9 protein-coding genes are annotated in these 15,392 nt (G+C 74.2%); 8 read left to right on the top strand and 1 reads right to left on the bottom strand.

Annotated elements, in window-relative coordinates; translation table 11 throughout:
- Positions 1–515: 515 nt before the first annotated feature.
- The gene (locus tag ABZ833_RS32750) at positions 516–2,015 is read right to left on the bottom strand and encodes a hypothetical protein (protein WP_361054262.1); all 1,500 of its coding nucleotides are present in this window, start codon (positions 2,013–2,015) and stop codon (positions 516–518) included.
- Between the two features lie 60 nt (positions 2,016–2,075).
- Between ABZ833_RS32750 and ABZ833_RS32745 the strand changes: the two genes are divergently transcribed.
- From ABZ833_RS32745 to ABZ833_RS32710, 8 genes are read left to right on the top strand one after another with little or no spacing between them, the layout of a single operon-like run.
- The gene (locus tag ABZ833_RS32745) at positions 2,076–2,795 is read left to right on the top strand and encodes a hypothetical protein (RefSeq protein ID WP_361054259.1); all 720 of its coding nucleotides are present in this window, start codon (positions 2,076–2,078) and stop codon (positions 2,793–2,795) included.
- A 9-nt stretch (positions 2,796–2,804) separates the two neighbouring features.
- Positions 2,805–8,585: a CHAT domain-containing protein gene (locus ABZ833_RS32740; RefSeq protein WP_361054256.1), complete on the top strand. Its 5,781-nt coding sequence runs from the start codon at positions 2,805–2,807 to the stop codon at positions 8,583–8,585.
- Positions 8,582–8,941, top strand: a complete 360-nt coding sequence (locus tag ABZ833_RS32735) for a hypothetical protein (protein ID WP_361054253.1) — start codon at positions 8,582–8,584, stop codon at positions 8,939–8,941. Before ABZ833_RS32740 ends, ABZ833_RS32735 begins: the two co-directional genes overlap by 4 nt.
- 31 nt (positions 8,942–8,972) lie before the next feature.
- Positions 8,973–9,434, top strand: coding sequence for a nucleotide exchange factor GrpE (gene grpE, locus ABZ833_RS32730; protein WP_361054250.1), 462 nt, complete (start codon positions 8,973–8,975; stop codon positions 9,432–9,434).
- Complete coding sequence (locus ABZ833_RS32725) at positions 9,431–11,575, top strand: Hsp70 family protein (RefSeq protein WP_361054247.1); 2,145 nt, start codon at positions 9,431–9,433, stop codon at positions 11,573–11,575. Before grpE ends, ABZ833_RS32725 begins: the two co-directional genes overlap by 4 nt.
- A complete protein-coding gene (locus tag ABZ833_RS32720) occupies positions 11,572–13,386 on the top strand; it encodes an Hsp70 family protein (protein ID WP_361054244.1) in 1,815 nt (604 codons plus the stop codon). The genes ABZ833_RS32725 and ABZ833_RS32720 overlap by 4 nt, the downstream gene beginning before the upstream one ends.
- The gene (locus ABZ833_RS32715) at positions 13,383–14,915 is read left to right on the top strand and encodes a hypothetical protein (protein WP_361054241.1); all 1,533 of its coding nucleotides are present in this window, start codon (positions 13,383–13,385) and stop codon (positions 14,913–14,915) included. The genes ABZ833_RS32720 and ABZ833_RS32715 overlap by 4 nt, the downstream gene beginning before the upstream one ends.
- On the top strand, positions 14,912–15,391 hold the full coding sequence (locus tag ABZ833_RS32710) for a hypothetical protein (RefSeq protein ID WP_361054238.1): 480 nt from the start codon (positions 14,912–14,914) through the stop codon (positions 15,389–15,391). Before ABZ833_RS32715 ends, ABZ833_RS32710 begins: the two co-directional genes overlap by 4 nt.
- The last annotated feature ends 1 nt before the right edge of the window (position 15,392 follow it).

Raw genomic sequence — 15,392 nt, 5'->3', positions numbered from 1 at the left:
ACGCCGCCGAGCGGGACTTCCTGGCTGCGCTCGCCCTGGTCGGGGACCGGGACGGGGAGGGCCGGGACAGGGTGGACGACGACGGGGGAGGTCGCGCGGCTCTCCTGGGCCGCGTCCATGTCGGGCTCGGGCGGGTCCGTCTCGCGGCGGGGGACGCCGAGCGGGGCGCCGTCGAGTTCGAGCGGGCGCACGAGTTGCGGCCCGACGAGGCCGAGCCCTTGCACTGGCTGGGGTGCGCGGCGGCACACCGGGCGGCGTACGAGGCCGCGGACGCGCACCTCACCTCGGCCCTCGCGTGTGCGAGACCCCACCGTCGGTCGCTGGTCCAACGGGCTTACGCGCGCGTGCGGTTGGGGCGGTACGCGGATGCGCTGGACGATCTGCGCGCGGCGAGCGACAAGGACGCGCTGGACGCCGACGCACGCTGGGTGATGGAGGCGCTGTCCGGTGGCGGCGCGTCGGGTGAGCTTGCCCTGTTGCTGCGGAAGGCGGCGCTGGCCGGGATGCCGGGTGGATCAGGGGGGTGTGGGGAGTCCGGGGCAGGGCGGGATCGGGGGCGAGAGGGGGCTTGGGATGGGGCTTGGGATGGGGCTCAGGCTTGGGACCGGGGTGGGGCTCGGGACCGGGATGGGGCCCAGGATGCGGACCGGGATGGGGCCCGGGATCGGGACCGGGACCGGGACCGGGACCAGGATCGGGACCGGGACCAGGATCGGGACCGGGACCGGGACCGGGACCGGGACCAGGATCGGGACCGGGACCAGGACCGGGACCGGGACCAGGACCGGGACCAGGACCGGGACCGGGATGGGGCTCGGGATCGGGCCGCCCACCTGATCGATGCCTCCCGGCGGCTGTCCGGTCCGGTGGAGCGTGAGTTCGTGCCGCTTTACGCGGTCGTCCTCGTACTCGGCGGGCGCCGCGAAGCCGCCGTCGAACTCCTGGAGGACGCCGCGCGACGCGACCCCGCCGACCACCGGATCACCCACACGCTGGCCCTCGCCCTGCTCAACTCGGCCGACGTGCAAGGCCGTACGGACGATGACTCCGCGCAACGCTGGGAGCGGTGCGTCGCCGCCTGGGGCGCGCTCCTGCACGACGACGCCTTCTGGGAACACCGGCGCGCATCGGCCGGGGCCAGGTTCGGCGTGACCGTGGAGGAGGCGCTCGACGCGGGGCTCCGGGCCGATCTGCGGGAGCTGCTTGAGCGGCGGATGCTGGAGGGCGACGCAGGGGGCCGTGTGCCGCCGGGGGCGCTGCTTCAGCGGGAGGCGGACGCCGCGAAGATCCTGGCCGGGGTGGGCGGGTTCGCGGCCGGGCGGGGTCGTGAGGCCCTGGTGTGCGGGCCGTTGCGTGTCGTGGGGCTTGGCCTGGTCGACGACTTCGGGGCCTTCGCCGCGACCAGCGGCGGCGCACACGCTGATTCCGGCGCGGGCGCAGGCGCCGGTGCGGGCGCCAGTGCCGGTGCAGGCGCCAGTGCCAGTGCCAGTGCTGGCGCAGACGCCGGTGCGGGTGCTGGTGCGGGTGCGGGTGCCGTTGCCGGTGCGGGTGCCGGTGCGGGTGCCGTTGCCGGTGCGGGTGCCGTTGCCGGTGCGGGTGCCGGTGCCGGTGCCGGTGCAGACGCCGGTGCGGGCGCTGGCACAGGCGTAGGCGCCGGTGCTGGCGTAGGCGTAGGCGCCGGTGCTGGCGCAGGCGTAGGCGTAGGCGCCGGTGCTGGCGCAGGCGTAGGTGCCGGTGCTGGCGCAGGCGTAGGCGCCGGTGCGGGCGCAGGCGTAGGCGCCGGTGCGGGCGCAGGCGTAGGCGCCGGTGCGGGCGCAGGCGTAGGCGCCGGTGCGGGCGCAGGCGCAGGCGCAGGCGCAGGCGCAGGCGCAGGCGCAGGCACTGATGCCGATGGCAGGACTCAACTGACGTACGCCTTCTCCGAACTCGGCTTCGCGCAGCTCCTGCTGAAGCAGGGCAAGCCCGCCGAAGCTCTCGCCGCCCTCACCGAGCTGCGCTGCCGCAGATGCCGCCACCGGACGACCACAACTCAGGCGAGCGCATCCCCGCGCAAGGACGCCGCGAGTCCGCCCCGCGTGGCCGCCGCCATCTGCGAACCGGACTGCGGCCGCTTCGACGAGCTGAACCCCTCCTACGCCGGGCACCCCGACAAACACCAGCGCCTCGCGCGCGACGCCCGCGCCCTCGCGCTGCGAGCCCGCCTCGATCTGGGGCGCGGTCAACTCACCGCTGAGCGGCCCGACTTCGGAGCGGCGGCGGCTTCCTGGCGGCGCGCCCTCGTGCACAGCAGGGAGCTCGAGCGCTACCGCGAGACCCAGGCAGCCGTCGTCGACCTGGCGCTCGGCGCGGCGCGGGCGGCGCATCGCGCGGGAGATCCGACGCGAGCCGTGGCCACGCTCGACGCGGTGCACGCCATCACCGGAGCCAATGAAAGAGGGCGCCTGGAGGGCCAGTTGGCGCGGCTGCTCGCCGACCGGGGCATCTCGGCGGTCAACCGGGACGGCACCTCGCTCGACGCGCCCGCCGAGGATCTGCGGCGATCCGTCGCCTTCAACCCGCATCTGCTGCGCGCACAGGTCAGCCTCGGTGTCGTACTGCGCGGGCTCGCGGCGCGGCGCTGGCGTTCGGGGAGCGTGTCCGGGGCCAGGGCGACCCTGCGGGAAGCACTGGACCAACTCGCCGCGGCGCTCGTCCACTTCCCCGACGACCCCGAGCTGACCGAGCAGCGCGACGCGGCCGTCGCCGACCTGGATCACGTCTCGGCAGAGCAGCAAGAGCAAGAGAGCGGGAGGTGACGGTGGCCGATGCTCGCCTATGAAGAACTCCGCATCCGCATCCGCCCGATCGGCATGTCCCGCTGTCTCGTCACCGCCAACGGCCCCGCGACCGCCGCCGAAGTGATCGCGGTGAACGGCGAACCCGCCGCGTTCCGTGCCCAGTGGGACCAGTTGATCTCCGCCGAGCTCGGCCTGTCCCCCATGGGCGAGCAGCACACGGTGGCGCAGCTCAGGGGCCTTGGCCGCGGCGTCTTCCGCCTGCTCTTCGGAGCGGGCGAAGGCGAGCGGCATCCGGAGGGCGTCGGTGCGTGCGTCGGCCTGGCGCTGGAGCGGGCACAGCGGATGCGGCCCGCGCGCGGGCTGCGGATCCGGTTCGACGTGCCGGAGGAGCTGCGCGACCTCCCGCTGGAGGCGCTGTGCGCGCCGCCGGGGCAGCCGCAGCAGTCGCTCGCCCTCAACCACGGCTACTCACTGGTGCGTTCGCTGCCCGGTGGCCCGCTGGGCCAGCGCCTTCCCGAGCCCGCGGACGAGCCGAGCCTGATCCGACTGCTCGTGGCCTGTGCGTCGCCCGTCGGCGCGGGCCTGCCGCCGCTGCGCCCCGACGCCGAAGTGGCCGCACTACGCCATGAGTTGCCCGAGGTCGCCGTGCAGACCACGGTGCTCGGACGGGCGACGCGCAAGAGCCTGGAGGCGGCCATCGGCGCCCACTCCCCGCTGCCTACCGCGCTGCTGCTCATCGCGCACGGGACGTACGACCATGAACTCGGCAAGGGCGTGGTGGCCCTGGAGACCGAGGACGGCGGCGTCGACCGCGTGCCCGCGGACCTTCTCAGCGGGATCCTCCTGAAGGCGCCGGGACTGCGCCTCGTGACGCTCAATCTCTGTTCCGGGGCGGACAGTTCGCTCGCCGAGCCGTTCTCCGGGCTCGCCCAGGCACTGATCGGCGGAGGGGTGCCCGCCGTGGTGGCGATGCGGGGGCGGGTGAGTGACGTGTCGGCGGGGCAGTTCAGCCCGGAGCTGTTCAAGGGGCTCGCGGCGAACCGCACCATCGACGAGGCCATGGGCGCCGCGCGCCGCCGCATCTCGCATCTGCCGGGGCACACGGCGGTGGAGTGGGCGACGCCCGCTCTGTTCCTGCACGAGTCCTGTCGGCAGGGCTGGCTGTTCAAGGCGCGGGAGGTACGGGACGACGGCGGCGCCGTCGCCGATCCGCTGCGCGAGGGCGCGGACGCGCTGCGGGCCTTCCAGAGCCCGGTCGGGCACGTCGACTCGACGGTCCTGATCGGTGCGGCGCGGTACCAGCGCGATCTGGGCCAGTGGGCGCAGGTGCAGCGGATACTGCGGGCCGAGACCCGTCAGTTCGAGGACGAGCAGCGGCGGCTGCGGGCGGAGGCGGCGTTCGAACTCGCCTGGGACGAGCTGGAGAAGCTCTGCGCTCTGCTGGCCGCCGAGGGGGACGCGGACGCCGTCGTCGACCAGTTCGCGTCCCTGCGTGACGCGCTGCTGCCCTGCCCGCCGCCGGCCTGCCTCACGGCGGAGGTGGAGCGGCTCCGGCACCTCACGGGGCTCGCGGAGCGGGGGCGTGCCGCCGAGGAGGCCGGTGACTGGGGCGAGGCGATCGCGCGGTACGAGGAGCTGCTCGCCGCTCACCCCGCTGGCATCAGGGGCGCGGCGTCCCGCCTCGCCGCGGCCCGCGACGAACTCCACGTGGCCGAGGCCTTCGCCACCGCCGAGCGGGCCCGCCTCCGCACCGACTGGGCGACCGCCGCAGCCGCGTACGCCGATGTCGTCGCCCGGCGCTCCGACCATGGGGGTGCCAGGGCGGGCGCCGCGTACGTGGGCGGCCGGGTCGCGCAGGACGCCGGGGAGTGGGGCACGGCGGAGGCGGGGTACGTGGCGTGCGCGGGGCTCGCGGATGCCGTGGCGCGGGCGGCGTACGTCCGGGGGCGGGGGGCGGCCGAGGCGGGGGAATGGGGGGCGGCGTACGCGGGGTTCGCGGAGGCGGTGGCGCTGAGGGCGGAGGGTGGCGACCCGCGGCGGACAGTCGAGAACCCCGGAGAGGCCCCCGGAGAAGACCCCGAAAGAGCCCCTGAGGGGAGCCCCGGCCCCGACCTGCCCTCCTGGCACGCCTACGCCTCCGGACGAGTCGCCGAGGGCGAGCGTGCCTGGGACGAAGCCGTCGAGGGGTTCGCCGGTGCCGACGGCTTCCTGGACGCGGGCGTACGGCTGCTGTACGCGCGGGGCCTGGCTGCCGCGGAGCGGGAAGCCTGGCCCGAGGCGCTTGTCGACCTGGAGGCCGCCGCCGCTCAAGGGTGGGACACGGAGCCGTGGTTGAGCGGGCTGCGGGAACGGACCTACCGAGGGGCGCTGGACGCGGCCGGGGCCGGGAACTGGGCGGACGCGCTGGCGGACCTCGGCCTGTTGCCCCCTGGCTACCGCGACGTGGGGCCACGCAAGTGCTACGTCCAGGGCCAGGTCGCGGCCTCCGGTGGCGAGTGGCCGAAGGCGGCGGACGCGTTCGGGGAGTGCGTCGCCGCGGGCCCGGCCGACGCGGGCTGCGGATTCGACGACGCCGACGCGCTGCGGACGTACGCCGAGGGGCGCCGCTGCCAGGACGAGTCGCGCTGGCAGGACGCGCTCGCCTGCTTCACCCGGCTGTCGTCGGACCTCCTCGACGTGCCCGACCGCCTCCTGTACGCACGCGGCAGGGCAGCCGACGCCCGCGCCGAGTGGGCCGGTGTGATCGACGGCTTCGGCCGACTGCCCGACACGTACGCCCACGGCGAGGTCCGTGACCGCCGCCGCTACGCCCGCGCCCGCGTCGCCGCCGAACTGCGCGGCGACTGGGGAGCGGTCCTGAGCCTGCTCACGGACGTACCCGACACGGGCCGCACCGGCGCGGTCGGCACCCTGCGCCGCAAGGCGGAGGGCCAACTCGCGGAGGCGGCGGGCGACTGGGCCGGAGCCTGCGAGATCTATGCACGGGCGCTTGCCTCGGAGGATGCCGATACGAGGAACAGCCAGGCGGAGGCCACTGCGGCGCAGGACCCCGGCCACAACCAGACCGGCCCCCACGACGACCCCCGCCAAGAGCTCCGCCACCTCCACCGCTACGCCCTCGCCCGCACCCACGAGCTCGCCGGTGCGTGGGGGGATGTCTGTCTTGGCTACGAGGCGCTGCCCGAAAGCTGGGGCGATGTCGTGGTGCGGCGGCGGTACGCGCGGGCGCGGATCGCCGAGGCCGGCGCCGCGAGTGCCGTGGAGTGGCGTGCCGTCGTGGCCGCCTTCAGTGCCGTGGAACCCGGAGCCTTCGGGGACGCCGCCGCACGGCGGAAGTACGCCCTGGTGCGGCTCGCCGAGGCCGAGGGGGACTGGGACCGCGTCCAGGAGGAGGCCGCCTCGCTCGGGGATCACCGGGATGCCGCCGCGCTCGCCGCCTACGCCCGCGGGCGCCTGGCCGACGCCCATCAGGAGTGGCAGCAGGCCGTCGACGCCTTCCGTGGGTGCCTGCGGCATCGGGATGCCGAGGCTCATCTCGCCTATGCGCAGGGGCGGTTGCTGGAGGCGGACGGGCGGTGGAGCGATGCCGTCGCCGCGTACGAGCGGGCCGGTGGCGGACTCGACCGTGCCGACGCGCGGTGCCGCAGGCTTCGGCGGCTCCTCGAACTGCTGCCGTGGGCCGACGGGTTGACCAGCGCCCCGCTGGTGGCCGACCCCTTCGCGTCGAGCGACCGCACGTACCCGTACTTCGCGCTGCGTGACGCGGGCGTCGACCCCGGCGCCACCATGGACGTCGTCAACGACGCCTCGTACACGCTCCTCGAACGCGGCGGCATGACATGGTCCGAGCGCGTCGCCTGGGACCGGCTGCGGCTTCCGGGGCGGCGGCTCCAGCTGGACGCCCTCCTGTACCGGTGGCACTCCCCCGCCGCGCTGCGCGACGCGATGGCCGGGCTCTCGCCGGACGAGGGGGCAGGGGCGGGGCTCATCGGCGATCTGTGCGAGCGGTTTCCGCAGGACGCGCCCCTCCTGCTGCTGCTCGCCCGGGACCGGGAGGCGGCCGCCGCCGAGTGGGAGCGGCGGCTCGCGGCGGCTCCGGGGGACATGGCCGTCGTGCATGGACTCGCCGCCGCCCGGTTCTGGCAGGCGCAGGAGCTTGAGCAGAGCGGGGCCTGGGAGCACGCCGTCACCGCCTGGGAGTCGGCGCTCGCCTACTGGGCGACGCTGCTGAGCGACGACGAGTACTGGGACGGCTGGCGCGCCGAGCGTGCCGCCTGCTACGCACGGGATCTGCCGGGCGAGGACATGGCCCAGCTGCGCCTCGAACTGAGCCAGCACCTCTTCGGGCAGCTGTCCGTCTGCGAACAGCGCCACACCGAGCAGGAGCGCCCCGAACAGGCCGCCGCCTACCAGGAGTTGGCCGCCCTCCTGGAGGCCGAGCTGGGCGCGGCCCGCGTCCTGAAGGACATGGGCGGCCTGCGTGACGTGCCGGGCGCGGGCGCCGCACCGCTCGCCTGCGGCCCCCGCTACCTGCGCCTGCTCCACCTGGAGGCACCGCTCGGCACGCTCGCCGCCGCCCTGGACGCGGCGGCCGAGCAGGGCAAGGACCCCGGCGTCTACGCGGTACGCGAACTGCGCTGGGCCTTCTCGGAGTTGGCGCAGAGCTTCGTCCTCTCCGAAGTCCACAAGTTCGGGCCCGCCCTGCGCGCGCTGCCCGCCTTCGCCACCCTCACCACGCTGCCCGCCGACTGCGCGGGCCCGGCGGCAGGGCCCGCGCCGTCCGCGCACGTCGAGGCCTGCGCGCACTGCGAGGACTTCCTGCGCCGCAATCCCGCGTACGTCCAACTGCCCGACCGGCAGACCAAGTTGCTCCAGGACGGCGTCGAGCTGGCCGTGCGCGTGCGCCTCGCCCTCGCCCGCACCGCACTCACCGACGGCGCGGGCGGCCTCGCGCGCGCCCTCGACGAGTGGTCCGAGCTCGTCAGGGTGTCCCGGCGCGCCGGAATGCAGGCCCGCAGCAAGAAGGCGGTGGTCGGCACCGTGCTCGGCCGCGTCGAGGCCCTGGTCGACCGGGGCGGCGCCCAGCGCGGCGACTGCCTGGACGAAGCCATCATGCTCGTCGAGGCCGTGCCGCCGGTCCTGCACCCGCTCGACCGCGACCTGGTGGACCAACTCAACACCAAGCTCTCGGCGTTGCTGTCCATGCGCGGCGTGTGGCGCGGCTACACCCGCACCAAGTACGGCATGCGCTCCGATGCCTATGGAGCCGAGGCCGACCTGCGCCGCGCCCTGACGCTCAACCCGGCGTCCAGCCACGCCCGCGACAACCTGGCGCGCGCCCTGGTCTTCACCCTCGACGCGCACACCCACACGATCCCGGGCCGCCTGAAGATCCTCCACGAGGCGCTCGGCCTCCTCGACGTGGGCCTCGGGCAGGCCCTGACGCACGGCTACCGCGAGACGCTCGGCGAGGCCCTCGACGAGCTGGAGCGGCTGCTCGCCCGGGATCTCGGGGTGGACGGACTGCGCGACCTGATGCGCAGCGACAGCGAGGAGACGCCGCCCGACGAGAGCGAACTGGCCGCCTGGGCCGGTCTGTTGACGGACCGCGCCGAGGAGTCCCTCGGCGCGGGCGACATCCAGCGCACCCTGCACCATCTGATCCGCGCCACCCGCGCCGACCCGACGAACAGCCGCATCCGGCGCGCGCTGCTCGACGCCGTCCAGCGCAGGCTCGACGCGCTGACGGACGGCGGCGGGCCGCAGGACACGGGCGGACAGCAGGACACACAGGAGGAGGCTCCGTGATCAAGGACCCGTCGACGGGCTGGGACGGCGGCCCGTTCCCCTACGACGCGCTCGTCGACGTGGGCGTCACCCCCCGGACGTCGCACGCCGACCTCCAGGACGTCTCCTTCGAGCTGCTCGCCCGGCGCCTGATGACCCCGGTCACCCAGCAGGCATGGGACGAGCTGCGCGTCGTACGCCGTCGGATGGTGGCCGAACTTCTCCTGTACGACGTGGACTTGGAGTCCGACGCCCCCGCGGCAGAGGCCGCGCTCGACCGCGCACTCGCCACCGCCGAGCGCCCCGAGGCGACCGCTTTCCCACTCCCGGAGGAAACCGCCCGCCTCCTCGACGCCCTCATCACCTTCGACACGTGACGCCCCCGCGACACCGAGGAGCCCGCCTTCGATGAGCACGCAGGACCCGCACCCGCCCCCCGCGACGACGGCCACCGCCGCGCGCCTCGCCTACGAGAACTCCCTGGCGCTGACCGCGCGGGACGCCGCCCACCGGGCGCTGACCGAACAGCTGCTCCTCGTGCTCGCCGACACCCTGGACTCCTTCGACCGGCTGCTCGCCGAAGGGGCGGACGTCGACCCGCAGGCGTACCGCAGAAGCCTGGAACTGATCGCCCGGCAGCTGGAGACGGCCATGACGGGACAGGGAGTCGAGCCCGTGGGCCGGGTCGGCGAGCGCGCCGATCCCGCGACCCACCACGTCACCGAGGTTCGCACCGCGCCCGGAGCGGCCGACGACGAGGTCCTGGAGATTCTGCAGCGCGGATACCGATACCGGGGGCACGTCCTGCGCGCCGCCCGGGTAGTTGTCGCCGTGACCGGCGGCGCCGAGCAGGGAACGGAGCGTTCATGAAGGCCATCGGCATCGATCTCGGCACCACGAACAGCGCGGTGGCGGCCCACGACCCGCACCGCGCGGACATCGCGGTGCTCACCAACAGCAAGGGCGAGCGGCTCACCCCGTCCGTGGTGGGCCTGGCCCGGCAGGACCGCCCGCACCAGCCGCTGGTCGGCGAGGACGCGCTGAACTGGGCGATCAGGCAGCCCAAGGACACGGTGGTGTCCGTGAAGCGCCTGATGGGCCGCGACTTCGCGGACACCTCGGTGGCCGAGGCGCGCGGCAGGCTGAGCTACGAGATCGTCGCGGGCCCCGACGACGACCCGCGCGCGCACGTGGTGCTCGGCGAGAGGACGCTGACGCCCGCCGACGTCTCGCGGATGATCCTGGAGAAGCTCGTCCAGGACGCGACGCGGACCCTGGGCGAGCAGGTGACGCACGCCGTGATCACCGTGCCCGCGTACTTCCGTGACGCCCAGCGGGCCGCGACCCGTGAGGCGGCCGAGCGTGCGGGTCTGGTGGTGAAGAAGATCGTGGACGAGCCCACGGCCGCCGCGGTCGCCTTCGGCCTGCACAAGCCGGGCGGCGAGCGCAGCCGCGTCCTGGTCTACGACCTGGGCGGCGGCACCTTCGACATCTCGGTCCTGAACGCGGTCAAGGACCGGGAGGGCAACAGCCAGTTCCAGGTGCTGCGTTCGGCCGGCGACATCTGGCTCGGCGGCGACGACTTCGACCTCGCCATCGTCGAGCGGATCATCCAGTGGATGAAGGACGAGCACCAGGTCGACCCGTCGGGCGACAAGGCGTTCCTCTTCCAGGCGAAGAAGGCCGCCGAGCGCGCCAAGCGGGAGCTGAACGACCTCGACGAGACGTACATCGTGATCCCGGCGGCCCACCGCAGCCAGAAGGGCGTCCTCGTCGACGTCGAGATGACGCTCTCCCAGGGCGAGTTCAACGCGATGATCGCCCCCCTTGTGTCCCGGACGATGGGCCTGGTCACGGAGACCCTCGGCCGCTACGAACTGGCGCCCACGGAAATCTCCGACGTCCTCCTGGTGGGCGGCGGCACGCTCACGCGGCCCGTCTACGAAGCGGTCGAGGCGTACTTCGGCAAGGAGAAGGTCCGCAGGAACATCAACCCCATGGAGTGCGTCGCGTTCGGGGCGGGCGTGCTCGCCGAGACCCTGGACGGCGTGGAGTGCCCCGACCCGCAGTGCGCGAAGATCAACGACGACTCGGCGCAGACCTGTGAGGACTGCGCGGAGAGCCTGGTCAACGCCCGCCCTGTCGGCTCGACCGGTCTCTACGAGTCGACACCCATGGCGATGGGGATCGCCGCGGTCAAGGGCGATCAGCGTGATGTGTTCGTCGAGATCATCCCGGCCGGTTCGCCCTATCCGCTGCCCGAGCCGCGCCGGCGCACCTTCCACGCGACCGACAGCCGCCGCATCCGCGTCCCGGTCTACGAGGGCGACAGCCAGGTGGCGAGCGAGAACCACGAGCAAGGTGTCGTCGAGTTCGACCTCCCGCAGGAGATCGAGGTCAACCGGCACGTGGACGTGTCGTTCAACTACTCCGCCGACCGCATCATCACCGTACGCATCAGTGTGCGCGGCACGGACATGACGCTCGAGGCGACCCCGAACCGGGAACGGCCGAGGACCCCGCCGCCGGAGACGGGAGCGGAGGTCGACAGCCATGTGCTGCGCGAGGAGCTGGGGTACGCCGAGCGGGAGGCCGATCACTTCCTGAAGCGGTACGGCACGTACATCGAGCCGGTGCAGGCGATGAAGGTGCGCCGCGACATCGAGCAGGCCCAGCGGGCGGCGGCGATGGGCGACAGCGGCGAGTACAAGCGGCTCACCGAGCTGCTGCTCGACGACGTGTTCCACCAGTGCGGTCTGGCGAGCCAGTTCCGGCAGGCCGAGCTGGCGTCGGAGGGCGCGCCGCCGGACACGGTGCGGCAGATCAACGAGGCGGTCGACTACGTCAAGCAGGCCCACCGGCAGGGCAATCGGGTGCAGACGGCGCAGCAGGCCCGCAACCTCCGCAGCCTGGTGGCGGTGGCCCAGTCGGAGCGCCGGGTGCAGTCGCTGCCCGACCGGCCCGACTACGGCGGCATCCTCCAGGTCGGGGAAGACACGGTCGACGGATGACCGCGGCGGTGGGGCGCACCCCTGTGTGCCTCGGGCTCGACTTCGGCAGCACGGGTGTGCGCGCGCTGTTCGCGCTGCCCGGAGAGGCGGCGCGACGGCTCGACGACGCGGCCGGCGACTGGCCGTGGCCGCTGTGCGAGCCCGCCCCTGCGGGCGTACTGCCCGTCACCTTCCCCAGTGTGAAGAGCCGGCTCGGCAGCGGGCGGCCCGTCCTGGTGCGGGGGGCGTCGCTCCCGCCGGAGCATCTGGTGGTCCGGATGCTGCGGGAGCTGCGGGAGCGTGTCGAGGCGCAGACCTCGGGGACGGTCGCGCAGACCGTGATCAGCGTGCCCGCGGCCTACCAGTCGGTGCAGCGTTCGGCGCTGCGGGACGCGGCGCGGGAGGCGGGGCTCGCGCCCGCGCGGCTGATCAGCGACGCGATGGCCGCGGTCGTCGGGCACGCCTCGGAGCGGGAGAGCGGCACCTTCCTCGTGTACGGGATGGGGTACGAGGGGTTCGAGATCGGCCTGGTCCGCGGTGTGCGGGGGCACTACCGCGCGCTCGGCCACGAGGGGGCGGTCACCTCGGGCGGGCGTGCCTTCGACGGGGAGGTGCTCTCGTCGGCGGTACGGCTGCTGCGCAGGCACCGGGGCCCCGGATCGGTGTCGGGGGTGGCCCCGGAGGTGTGGCTCGCGCTGCGGGCGCGGGCGCAGGAGGCGCGGGAGGCGCTGAGCACGCCGGGGAGCGCGGGGGCCGCCGAGCTGTCCCTGGACGTGGGCACGGGGCCGCCGCTCGAGGTGCGGATCACCCGGCCCCATCTGGACGCCTTCCTCGCCCTGCATGTGCGGCGCACGGTGGACCGCGCGCGGTCGCTGCTCGACCAGTCGGGGATGACGCCGGCGGACGTCGACACGTTGCTCCTCACCGGCGGCAACACCCTTATGGAGCAGGTGAGTTCGGGGGTGGCGGAGCTAGGCGCCCACCGGGTGCAGGCCCCGCCCGAGCTGCTCGCCCTGGGGGCGCTGAAGCACGCGGTGCGGCTCGCGGGCGGTGCGGCGGCCGGATCCGCCGCCCTTGAGGAGGGTCCGCTGCAGCCCGCCGACCCCGCCGAGGACACGCTCTCGGACCCGCCTGCCCTGACGGCCACGCTGGTCGGGGGCGGGGGCGCGCCGCCCAGCCGGGACGTGGAGCGGGCGCGGGTGCTCGCGGGGCAGGGGCGCACGGATGAGGCGGTGGCGCTGCTGCGGGGGATCGTCGCGGAGGCGGGGGCGCTGCTCGACACGCTCACGTCGAAGGCGGCGAAGGCGGCGAAGGCGGCGGGGGCAGCGCAGCCGCCGCCGGAAGCACCGCCGGTGGCCGCCGAGTCCGACACCCCGCCTCCCGCCGACCGGATCGCGATGCGGCAACTCGCCCGTGCGGAGAGCCTGTTGGAACTCGGACGGTACGACGATGCCGTGCAGGCCTCGCACGCGGCGTGGCTCGGAGCGGCCACCAAGGCCGCGGGCGCCGACGTGCTCGACGCGATGATCGACGTGCACTGCGCGGCCGCGATGGCCGACTCGGCGCCCGGCCATTTCCCCGACGCCGAGCGGTGGCTGCGGTGCGCGTACAGCCATGACCCGACCAGCGAACGCGTGCGCGGGCTCCTCGCCGAGCGCACCTACCGGCACGCGGTCGAAGTGCAGCGTCTCGGGGGACGCGATGAGGCGATTGAGGCCCTGGGGAAGTGCCTCACATGGGATCCTGAACACGCCGATGCCGAGGCCCTGTTGCGGCGGTTGAACCGCGACGGAAGGAGCCGGCGAGGCCCGAGAGCAGGGGGAAGCGTTTGACGCCCGCAGAACTGCTGGACAAGCAGAAACTCGTCGACGAGTTGCAGCGTCTGGCAGCCCATCCATCACTCGCACCCCGTTCGGCCGAACTGGCGGTACTCGCCCAGGACTTGAAACCGGCCCACCAGCTCGACCGGTGGGCCGAGGTGGACCTCGTGGACGCCTACGTACGTCCCGAGAGCGTGGTCACTCCGCCCGTCGGGCAGGCGGGGCGGCACGACGGCCGCCTCGAGGCCGCGCTGGGGATCCTCGTCTTCATCCCGCTCCTGGTGACGTGGTTCGGGCTGCGGGAGGCGGTGCGCGCGTACGGGGAGCTGAGCAAGGAGGATCCCAAGGAGTCGACGCGGCCCTTCCTCCAGCTGTGGCAGTCCGGCTTCGGCGGGCATCTGTCGGCCCTCGGCCGCTTCGAGAACGTCGCGCTGATGGCGGTGCTCCTGATCGCCCTCCTCGTCCTGCTCTCGGTGTGGCACGCGAGGGTACGGGCGCGCACGGACCGGGAGGAGGCGGAGCAGCAGAGCGAGCGGGAGCGCCTGCTCGCCGAACTGGCGTCCGTCCTCACGCGTACGCAGATGGTGCTCGCCCCGCACCGCAGCGCGTCGCCCCAGCAGTTCACCTCCGAGCTGACCAAGGCCGCCACCCAGATGCGGCAGCTCGCGTCGAAGGCGGAGACCAGCCACAAGGCGCTCACCGGCACGACGACGGCGGTGAGCAGGTCCATCGACGCGCTGAAGGCCGCGGCGGACGCGCTCACCGTCGAGGTGCCGAAGCTGGGCGTCGCGGCGTCCCGCATCGAGCAGACCTTGCGCGACGGCAGGACGGCGGCGGACAAGGCGAGCGCGGCAGGAGCGGACGCGGCGCGCGGCATCGCCGACCGCGTCAAGGCGGCGGGCGACACGGTCGAGGCCTCCCTGAAGTCCCTGATCGCGGCCCAGCAGTCGCTCGTCACCAAGTCGGAGTCGGTGGCGGCGGCCACCGACCGGGCATCGCAGGCGCTGGTCTCCAGCACGGGGCGCACGGGCGACGCGGTGGAGGGCATGCGCGAGGCGACGGAGCGGTGGGACGCGGCGGCGGCGCACTGGCAGGACGCGGCGGCACGGCTCGACGCACGGATCGGGGCGCTGGTGGGGGCATCAGGCCTGCCGGGCTCTGCCACCGTGCCCGCGTCGGCCCTGCTGGGGACACGGACCGTGCCCGCGTCGGCGGGCGCCGACGGGAACGGACATGCGTGGGGCGGCTCGAACGGCGATCCGACCGTTGGCCACGGCGATCCGACCGGTGGCCACGGCTACCCGGCCAACGGGCACGGCGGCGGCGACGGGCGGACCGCCGCTGACCCCCGCGACACCGGTCACACCGGTCACACCGGTCACACCGGTCACACCGATGGTCCCGATGGTCCCGACGACGAGCTCCGGAGCGAAGCGACCCGTGTGCTGCCCGTCCGTGGGCGTCACATCCCCTCCCCTGCGGGCCCTGTTGACGCGCCGCCGCAACCCCGGAGCCAGCCGCCCGGCGGGAGCGACGCGTGAGCCGACCGCGGCGCCGGGGGCGGATCAGCGTGGTGGTCCTCGCGGGGTGGCTCTTCGCCGATCTGCTCCTCGTCCTCGCCCTGGTGTCGATGGCCGACCGCCCCGACCCCTTGGCCGACCGTCCCAAGGCGTCCGAGAGGGAATCGAAGCCACCGCCGTCCAAGCCCCCCACGGGCCCGCGCTCGGTGGAGCTGAAACCGGAGGAGTTCCGGGTCAAGGGCGCGGACAAGGGTGATCTCGCCCGGCAGATCCACAAGAACACCGGGAAGTGGGCGGGCCGTGAGGCGGCGCTGGTGCTGACGTTCGGCGGTTCCCGCAACGGCGAGGCGTACGCGCACCGCGTCAACTCGCTGCTGGGCAAGGGCCGTCCGGGCATGTTCACCAAGAAGACGGCGACGGACGACTTCCACAAGCTGGGCGACCCCGCGTCGACGGCGACGGTCCGGGTGTACTTCTACACGACGCCGGGCGGCTGAG

Source organism: Streptomyces sp. NPDC047525, assembly GCF_040643025.1.
Taxonomy (GTDB): domain Bacteria; phylum Actinomycetota; class Actinomycetes; order Streptomycetales; family Streptomycetaceae; genus Streptomyces; species Streptomyces durmitorensis.
This window is presented reverse-complemented; position numbering and strand designations above follow the sequence as displayed.

What these genes read in the sequence shown, in the direction of transcription:
- ABZ833_RS32740 (WP_361054256.1), top strand. Translation starts at nt 2,805, where the DNA reads ATGCTCGCCTATGAAGAACTCCGCATCCGCATCCGCCCGATCGGCATG.
- grpE (WP_361054250.1), top strand. Translation starts at nt 8,973, where the DNA reads ATGAGCACGCAGGACCCGCACCCGCCCCCCGCGACGACGGCCACCGCC.
- ABZ833_RS32725 (WP_361054247.1), top strand. Translation starts at nt 9,431, where the DNA reads ATGAAGGCCATCGGCATCGATCTCGGCACCACGAACAGCGCGGTGGCG.
- ABZ833_RS32720 (WP_361054244.1), top strand. Translation starts at nt 11,572, where the DNA reads ATGACCGCGGCGGTGGGGCGCACCCCTGTGTGCCTCGGGCTCGACTTC.